Below are 8544 nucleotides of genomic sequence, written 5' to 3'. Positions count from 1 at the left end.
TCTTTGCCCATGCATACTTTGAAACCCCATTTTTTTAGTGATTGAGCCACAAATGTCGCTGTTCCAAATTCACACCAGGCCGGTTCAGGATATTTGTGAAAGAGGCGACGCCATTGAGTCATTTCTTCTTGTAAATCTTGAAAATATTTGGAAATGCTGCTCATCTTATACTATTGTTTTATGCAAAGATAAGGAGAAAAAAGGGCTGCTCTTTTGTATTAATCTTTATTTGTGGATTCATATGGTATAATCACCCACTACATTTAGTTAGTAAGTGAGAATTGGGATGTTACCATTGTGTATAGCCCAATAGGTGTGGCTCTATGGCGGAGCATCCCTAAACTATCATTAGTAAAGCTTGTTGGAGTAATTCCCACCCCATCTGAAATTCCGTCAAAAGTATTGATCGCCTGTTTGATAAGTCAAGTGCGGCTGAATGTGTTCATTCAAGGTCAGCCGTCCTTCGGAGGCGTTCAGTTTTTGCTACTCACAAAAACTGACATGCCCACTTGACAAGTATCCAGCCGGCTCAATGGTATGCGCCAAAATTTAATGGCGTGCCAGAAGCCGCAATAAATCTGCAAGGCAGCAGTGAATACAATGAAAAACTTTGATATTTATGAAACAGTTACCAATTTAATTGTTCAGCGATTAGAAAATGGCGTCATACCATGGGCTATGCCCTGGAAAACATCTAATTCCATTCCGAGGAATCTGATTTCGAAAAAGCCATATCGGGGGTTTAACTTCTGGTATTTGTTGAGTTTTAACTTCGAACGGCCATATTTTCTGACCTTTAATCAGGTAAAGCAGTTGGGCGCTTCCATCAAAAAAGGTTCCAAGTCATTTATGGTTATTTTCTGGAAGCTATTGGAGGTAACAAAAGATGGTGAAATTGAGGAAATACCGATGCTTCGTTATTACCGGGTCTTTCATATTGATGATGTTGAAGGTATTGCTGCCGATAAAATACCTGAAGATTCGGCTTTTGTTCATGATTTTGAATGTATTGACTCTTGCGATCAAATCATGAAACACTGGGAAGATAAGCCAGTAATTAAACATGGGGTCAATCAGGCTTGTTATATTCCTTCAATAGATGAAATACACATACCTGATGCCAAATGCTTTTTTAAAGATGAGGAATATTACTCAACCTTGTTTCATGAAGCATTGCATAGCACAGGTCATCGTAAGCGTTTAAATCGTCATCAGCAGTTTTCCAATCTTAACTTCGGCAGCAAGGATTATAGTCAGGAAGAGTTGGTAGCCGAAATGGGAGCAGCCTACCTCTGCGGCATCAGTGGCATTGAAACTATCACCATTGATAATAGCGCAGCCTATATCGAAGGATGGTTGAAAAAGCTGAAGAGTGATAAGAAGTTCATTGTATCAGCAGCCAGCTTGGCACAACATGCAGTTGATTACATTTTAGGTCAATAGCCAAATTAAAACTCCTCGCTATCGATGTTTTAATAGCGAGGAGTATCTGAATTTTCAGAAAACCGTAAGGTTATCTGTGTAAAGTTACGACATTTTTACCTGGCTATATGAATGTAGTTTCCATGATTGCACTGATATTTAATGCCTACAGCCTAAGCTTTTGTCTTAAGTTATTCATGTCCTCAGAGATTTTTGTTTCGAGTACTCTGGCATAAATTTGGGTGACATTTAGTGAACGATGCCCCAGTATTTTGGAAACTGTTTCGATGGGTACTCCATTGGAAAGGGTAACGGTTGTCGCAAACGTATGTCGCGCCATATGCATCGTGAGATTCTTCTTGATGCTACATATGTCTGCCAACTCTTTAAGATAGCTATTGAGACGTTGATTGGAAGCCACTGGCAGAACACGTCCTTTTAGCAGTGCTTCAGGATAATCTGCATATTTACTTAGAATATTTATTGCATTAGAAAAGAGAGGAATGTGACATTTCGATTTTGTTTTGGTTCGGTTGATTACAATCCATAAGTTGCCATCATTTCTTTGTTGAAGATGTGACTTATTGAGTTTGGCAATATCTGAATAGGCCAGGCCTGTGTAGCAGGCAAACACAAAAACATCTCTTACGGTGGCTAGTCTTTCAAGTTCAATCTGCTTTGTTTCCAAACGAAATAGTTCGTCCTTTGTCAGAAAGTCTCGATGAGCCTCCTCTAATTTGACTTTAAATTTAGAGTATGGGTTTTTCTTTATGTGTTCCAAGGATATGGCCAGGTTCAATACCCTGCGAAGATGCTTATGGTAGTTCCAGGCGGTATTCTGGTGGATGCCATATTCAGCTTTAATATACATATCAAATCGATTCAGGAAATCATAGTTCACTTCATTAACCGGAAAATCTTTGCGAGAGAGCTGGTTGTTTATAAATTCACCCAGCTTTGTTCTGGAGACACGATAATGCTTAAGTGTTTGATAGGCATAGCCTTTTCCCAGGTTTGTTTCAATGGTGTTTAGGTAATAATCAAAAATAGTCAGAATTCCAAGTGTCTCATTCACCCCTAAATACCGGCGTTTAATGCTTCCGATGTCAAATGGTTTACCTATTGATACGAGTTGATTGTAGATATCGAAGATATCCGTAGTCATCTTTGTAAGACGATTGTTATATATTTGAAATCCCTCAACATCGGGGTTAATTTTTTGAGCAACTTCGTTCCAGCCATTGGGAGAAATAAAAATCCCCGTTGATAATTCCATCCGTTTTTGGTTCAGCGTCACCCGTATGTAAATCGGGCAGGAGCCATCTTTTTTGGCTTTTGTTTTTTTAATCACATAGCAACTTATTAGTCTCATACCAGATAGTTTTTTTAAGGAAGCGCGAATAGGTCTCGCGAAAGACTTAAATTAAGACCGATTTACGCAAACTTCCAAGTTCAAAATATATCAAAATGAGTCAAATAATATTTTGTGAGTCAGTGAGATAGGATTTGGCGAGACCTATTTTGTCTGAAAAAGCAATAGGTCTCGATTTAGTCCCTTTTAACCCCTGTTTTGATGCTTTTTGATGGGTTTTTGCCCAAAAGAAAAAGCGCTTAAAATATTGATTTTAAGCGCTTTTGCATTGTTTTGAATTCTTAGAAAGTGCCCAAGACTGGACTCGAACCAGCACGGACTAAAACGTCCACAAGGCCCTCAACCTTGCGTGTCTACCAATTTCACCACTTGGGCTAGTGTGTGAAACTCGAGCGAAAAACGGGACTCGAACCCGCGACCCCGACCTTGGCAAGGTCGTGCTCTACCAACTGAGCTATTTTCGCAAATGCACGGCAAAAGTAAAAAAATTACGATTGATTTCACAGCCTTAAGTCACTTTTTTTGAATATAAAATTTACAGGGAAGCCTTTGTTTTTGGGCAACTCCTACTCTTTGAGTAAATTAGATGTTTAATTAACTGTGCAAATTGTTGAGTTAATGCGCCCCTTCGTTTGGTACTAGTGATGTAACGACCACTATGTAGCGATTATTAATTCGTAAATTTGCTCTTAATCTTACCGCATTGCTACATACGATATTTCGGCTTTCATGATGAAAAAACTTGTTCTCGCACCAGATAAATTTAAAGGTTCAATAACGGCAGTTGAATTTTGTGAGTTGGTAGAAAGTGCCATTAAGCGAATATCTCCAATTACGAGTATTGTAAAATGTCCTTTGGCCGATGGAGGAGATGGGACCCTTGATGTGTTGAAATCCCACTTGGGCGGGCAACAGATAACTGTGGAAGTAAATGATCCTCTGTTTAGGCCGGTTAAGGCAGATTACCTATTTTCTGAGCAAAGCAAAACTGCTTATATTGAGATGTCTTCAGCATCGGGGATTAGATTGTTGAAAGAAAATGAGGCAAATCCTTTACGCACTACAACTTATGGAACCGGTGAGCTCATTGTTGATGCCTTACAGCGGGGAGCTCAGCGAATCCTGTTAGGAATTGGAGGCAGTGCAACCAACGATGCTGGTTTGGGTATGGCACGTGCTTTAGGGTATCGCTTTTACGATGTAAATAATGTTGAATTAAAAGGAGTTGGGGCTGATCTGATTCGCCTTCATCGAATTGAAGAATCGAGCGTTGTAGAGCAAATAAAGGAGGTAGTTTTTGAGGTCGCCTGCGATGTAGGTAATCCACTTTACGGCCATCAGGGAGCCGCTTTTATTTATGCAGAGCAGAAAGGCGCTACCACAGAAACACTGCACAAACTCGATAGGGGACTCAGGCACTTTGGAAGCTTAATGCATCGAATTAGAGGAGTGAATCCTCAGGATATTAAAGGAGCAGGAGCTGCAGGAGGTCTTGGTGCTGGTGCTGTTGTGTTTTTAAATGCTCGTTTATTGCCAGGTATCGAATTGGTCATGAAAGTAGCAGACTTTGTTTCAAAAATTCAAGATGCTGATTGGGTTATAACAGGGGAGGGACGGCTCGATGAGCAAACGTTATCAGGTAAAGTTATACAAGGCGTATTAAATGTTAAAACCACTCAAAAAGTAGCAGTTTTTTGTGGCAGTATTACCCTACAGAAGGCCGTGAAAGAAATTGACTACCTTGCAGAACTGTCCACTCTGGCGGCCACGCCAGAAGAGTCTGTCGTTCAGGCATCTGATTTACTGATGCAGGTTGCCGAACAGTTTGCACGTAAAATTTTATAGTAGTGTTATATAGCGTTAGCGAATTGCCTCCGCAATAAATGCCTTGCGATAGGCTTGTCTGTTCGATAGAACTTGGTAAAAGCTGTCAATGAGCTTCAGGCATTCCTGTTTGCAGGCCAAATCCAGTTGCTCGAGGTTTAGAACAGTGCTAATTAAATCTTTCTTCTTTTCTTGGTAGTGTTTAATCACGTGTTCCAGATTTTCAATCGCTACCTTTTTGCCTTTATAGCGGTTTTCTAGCAGTTCTTGCCCCATGTATAGGTGCATATAGCTGGCATCAACAAACTCCGACATATCAAAATCATAGGGTATGGCAACCGGAGGCGTGTGTCTTCCATCGCTCATTAATATTACATTGTGTAATTTAGGAATGGACCAATCGGTGTTGCCAATCATGTAATTAAAAAGGGCCACCTTTAGTATGTTCTCTTCAACCAGCTGCTGTTGGGTGAGGTTGGCCATTTCAATCTCTTCCATGCCGAGGCGCTCAGCAGCCTGTTCGGTCGACTCTATAAAAAATGCATACTTATTTAATTCTTCGCCATAATTAATGTCGAGGTATTTAACTTTTACCAGTCTGACTCTTAAGCTTGTTTCGCTAATGTGATTATAGAGTTTGTAAACAAGGTATTCACGCAGCATTGTTTGTTGCATAATTTCGCTTGTATCTCTGCAGTGGGTCACAAGTTTCAGCTTGTCTTGTCCTTCAAAAACGGTGTTAATAACATCGCGTGTTTTGAAATTGAAGCGCAAGGGAGGGAAATCACAGTTTTCAGTTTTTAAGCGAAAATTACCCCGTGTTTTTATTTTTACAGGTATTTGCAATGAGTCGCCATCATCCACCAAGTCTACGAAGGCCGGATGATAATCATTGGAACTTTTATCCCGATCAGCTCTCAGTGCCTGAAAATCGGCCCGTACGGTAATGTGAATAATTTCATCGCTTTGAAAAAAGTTATTGGCACTTGTCTTCAGGCGCTCTCTCATAGACGCATCTGGCTTATCTGATGCGAGAACCGTATTGGTTAAAAGCAGGCATAATATAATAACCAGTCCTTTCATCATGTTTCTCATTACACCACCATTGCTAGTGATCGTTCTTCCTGAGCCATTAATCTTTCTACTTTTCTTAATCGAGGTTTAAAGCGGTTATACTTCACTTTGTTGTTGAGTGCAATTGTGCCAAGGCAGTATTTACTAATTGAAAGTGGGAGTACACCTTGCTTCTTAAGTGTTCGGGCAAAAGCAGAATAGACATCTTCCTTATCGCGCTTGATCTCTATAATGGCACAGTTTCCTAAAGAGTAGGTCTCTGTTCCTTCGTTGCTAAAGTTAATATCAACATCAATTGTTATGCGTTCGCATGCTTTTTTGTTGATAAGCGTTATTCTATTAAAGTTTGTTGTGAGCTTAGGTTCCAATTGTTTTGGATCGTAAGGGGTACAGTCATTTACAATGCACTCGAGGCCTTTGGCAATAGGATATGTAAAACGGTCTATTCTCAGGCGCTCTTTAATGGTCCGGTTTTTAAATTTCTCTTTTACCTCAATAAACTTGTCACCGGTTTCAGCATATTGCCTGTAGCGCACTTTATATCTGTGTTCTTTACCGTTATGATGCTCCTTATACATGTCTAACTCATCCGTATCAAAATAGATGGTGGAATAGGATAGGTTGACTTTATTATTAATTGCTAGCACTTCGTAGTCATCTATGTGCTTAGATAAGGCTTTGACTAATACAGCTGGAGTCACAATGTATTTGGTGTCGACTCTGTTCAATAGCTTAGCCCTGCTCATTTCAGAAAGTGAGGTGGTATCAAAGAAGCTAATTAACTGTAGTAAATCGTTCATGGTTCGCGTATTTAAATAAAGTGGCTACCCGTTGTCTTACATTTTGCTGCAAAAGACTCATTTTTCCCATTGATGATATATGACCGAAATCATATTTATTGAAAGCTGATAAAAATTAACACAATTTTAACGATTTAAATTAATGCGAGAGCGTTAACCTACTGAAATACAATACTTATGAGTTGCTTACGACTTAATTAAAACAATAGTAAAAAATGTTAATATTTATCAAATATGAGTCAATGTGTTTCAGCTGTGTAATAAATTGTAAGTCTTGCCAATCTTTATTGGTTCGTAACACTAAGAATTAGTTCAATAACTGGACCAACTAATGTAAAGTGCAGGTGTAGAGCAGGTAGGGTTGTGTTGGGTTGGTCGATAATGTTCATTTTCGAACAGATGTGCTTGTGTACCCGTACACTTCGCTTTTTTACAGTAAAAAAATGTCGGAAACCTAAACTTTATTGACTTATTATCGTATTTATACTTCTGAACGCCCAAAAATTAAGATAATAATGGCACTATTTTCATCAAGCAAATACCCAAAAACAGCTAAGTACGAGGCTGAGCAGAAGCAAATTAAAACCGACTTAGAGCGGTTTAATACATATGGTACATCCGACGAATTAAAGCGTATTAAAGAACTTGAAATACTATTAAATTCAGCAGAATTTAAACAGAAAGTCGATAAACTCAAGAACGAAAGGTTTAAGGATACAGCAGAATTTAGACAGTTGCAGAAGTTTAAAACTCAAAAAAAATCAGGTGAGCTAAAAAAGTACTTTAAGTATTTGGCCTCGGGGATGCCTGAAAAAGTAAAGCAGATTGCAGAGTCGCCAAAGCGAGCGGAACTTGCTGAGTTGAGTAAATACATCAAAAGTAGCGAGTTTCAGAGTGAAAAGCAGCAGAAAGAATATAAGCAGTCAGAGGCTTTTCAGAAGTTTAAGCGCTTCACGGAACTGACAAAGGATGCCGATATTAAACTGTATGAGAAAGAGGTTAATTCTGCAGCCTTCAAAAATTATCAGAATATCCATAATTCAGAGCGCCTGAAAACTTTTCAGGAACTGGAGCTGGAGGTGACATCAGAAAAGTTTGTCACTTTTAAAAATTGGATGGAAGATAAAAAGAGGTTTCAAAAGTCAGAAGAATACAGTTTAATACAGGAGTATGATAAGCTTCTGAAATCGCCCGATTATAAGTGGTACAAAAAGGTGGAAAAGGATAATCAGTTTGCTGATAATATGAAATGGCAACTGGTATTTGAGGATGAGTTTACAGCACAGCACTTAAGCAAAGAAAAGTGGATAACCGGATATTACTGGGGAAAAGCACTGCTTAATAAAACCTACGTACTGGAAAATGAGAAGCAGTTTTTTGTAGACGACAACATTGCCATAGGAGGAAGTGGTGTTCAAATCAGTACCAAAAATCAGCGCACTGAGGGGCTTGTTTGGGATTCCAAGCGTGGCTTTATGCCTAAGGTTTTTAATTTTACCTCGGGCCTGATGAGTACTGGTCAAAGCCATCGCCAGGTGTATGGTAAAATTGAAGCAAAGGTTCGCGTTGAACATGTTAGCCAGGTGAAACATGCTTTTTGGTTGGTAGGTGAAAAAATGTCACCTCAAATTGATGTATTCCGATTTGAAGACAGCAACGCCAAAAGCCATATAAATGGCCTGCAGTTAATGAATGGACAAGGTCCAAAGCAGATTGCAAAGACCGTTAAAGGGGCCAGCTTTGATAATGATTTTTACATCTATTCACTTGAGTGGGAAAAGGATAAGCTAACCTGGTTCGTGAATGGAGTCAAGGTGAGTGAACAGACTACTAATATTCCGGATACACCTATGTATTTGGTGTTCAGTTCGCATATAACTGAAGATGTGGAGAAGCTGGATGGTGCTGCAAATATGAATGTGGAATGGGTAAGGTGTTATCAACATCTTAATTAAGATATTTATTCTATCAACTGGAAAAAGGGGATGTGGTTCAGGCATCCCTTTTTTCATTTTGTGAAGCTATTTTTTAAACTTTGTGTCCTTAAGTTTT

General features: G+C 39.2%; 6 protein-coding genes and 2 tRNA genes. 3 read left to right on the top strand and 5 right to left on the bottom strand.

Going from position 1 to position 8544, the window contains the following annotated elements:
- Positions 1-600: 600 nt before the first annotated feature.
- Positions 601-1443: an ArdC family protein gene (locus ACSX1H_RS18360; RefSeq protein ID WP_439185708.1), complete on the top strand. Its 843-nt coding sequence runs from the start codon at positions 601-603 to the stop codon at positions 1441-1443.
- Positions 1444-1588: 145 nt separating this feature from the next.
- Here ACSX1H_RS18360 and ACSX1H_RS18355 read toward each other — a convergent pair whose 3' ends face one another.
- The 3 genes from ACSX1H_RS18355 to ACSX1H_RS18345 all read right to left on the bottom strand — a co-directional run bounded on the left by ACSX1H_RS18355 (position 1589) and on the right by ACSX1H_RS18345 (position 3258).
- Positions 1589-2794, bottom strand: coding sequence for a site-specific integrase (locus ACSX1H_RS18355; protein WP_439185707.1), 1206 nt, complete (start codon positions 2792-2794; stop codon positions 1589-1591).
- A gap of 289 nt (positions 2795-3083) precedes the next feature.
- A tRNA-Leu gene (locus ACSX1H_RS18350) sits at positions 3084-3169 on the bottom strand.
- A gap of 16 nt (positions 3170-3185) precedes the next feature.
- Positions 3186-3258 (bottom strand) — tRNA-Gly (locus ACSX1H_RS18345).
- A gap of 265 nt (positions 3259-3523) precedes the next feature.
- Between ACSX1H_RS18345 and ACSX1H_RS18340 the strand changes: the two genes are divergently transcribed.
- A complete protein-coding gene (locus tag ACSX1H_RS18340; RefSeq protein ID WP_439185706.1) occupies positions 3524-4639 on the top strand; it encodes a glycerate kinase in 1116 nt (371 codons plus the stop codon).
- Positions 4640-4654: 15 nt separating this feature from the next.
- On the opposite strand, the gene ACSX1H_RS18335 is transcribed toward ACSX1H_RS18340, so the two are convergent.
- On the bottom strand, positions 4655-5713 hold the full coding sequence (locus tag ACSX1H_RS18335; RefSeq protein ID WP_439185705.1) for a CotH family protein: 1059 nt from the start codon (positions 5711-5713) through the stop codon (positions 4655-4657).
- Positions 5713-6492 carry a polyphosphate polymerase domain-containing protein gene (locus tag ACSX1H_RS18330; RefSeq protein ID WP_439185704.1) on the bottom strand — a complete coding sequence of 260 codons (780 nt, stop codon included), beginning with the start codon at positions 6490-6492 and terminating at the stop codon, positions 5713-5715. The genes ACSX1H_RS18335 and ACSX1H_RS18330 overlap by 1 nt, the downstream gene beginning before the upstream one ends.
- A gap of 515 nt (positions 6493-7007) precedes the next feature.
- Here ACSX1H_RS18330 and ACSX1H_RS18325 point away from each other — a divergent pair.
- Entirely contained in the window at positions 7008-8447 is a 1440-nt protein-coding gene (locus ACSX1H_RS18325; RefSeq protein WP_439185703.1) for a glycoside hydrolase family 16 protein, read from the top strand.
- The last annotated feature ends 97 nt before the right edge of the window (positions 8448-8544 follow it).

Origin of the sequence: Carboxylicivirga taeanensis (assembly GCF_051851475.1) — a bacterium.
Taxonomy (GTDB): Bacteria; Bacteroidota; Bacteroidia; order Bacteroidales; family Marinilabiliaceae; genus Carboxylicivirga; species Carboxylicivirga taeanensis.
This window is presented reverse-complemented; position numbering and strand designations above follow the sequence as displayed.

Bases quoted from the DNA above. Each gene is read 5' to 3' on its own strand.
- ACSX1H_RS18360 (WP_439185708.1), top strand. From the start codon at position 601: ATGAAAAACTTTGATATTTATGAAACAGTTACCAATTTAATTGTTCAG.
- ACSX1H_RS18355 (WP_439185707.1), bottom strand. From the start codon at position 2,794: ATGAGACTAATAAGTTGCTATGTGATTAAAAAAACAAAAGCCAAAAAA.
- ACSX1H_RS18340 (WP_439185706.1), top strand. From the start codon at position 3,524: ATGATGAAAAAACTTGTTCTCGCACCAGATAAATTTAAAGGTTCAATA.
- ACSX1H_RS18335 (WP_439185705.1), bottom strand. From the start codon at position 5,713: ATGAGAAACATGATGAAAGGACTGGTTATTATATTATGCCTGCTTTTA.
- ACSX1H_RS18330 (WP_439185704.1), bottom strand. From the start codon at position 6,492: ATGAACGATTTACTACAGTTAATTAGCTTCTTTGATACCACCTCACTT.
- ACSX1H_RS18325 (WP_439185703.1), top strand. From the start codon at position 7,008: ATGGCACTATTTTCATCAAGCAAATACCCAAAAACAGCTAAGTACGAG.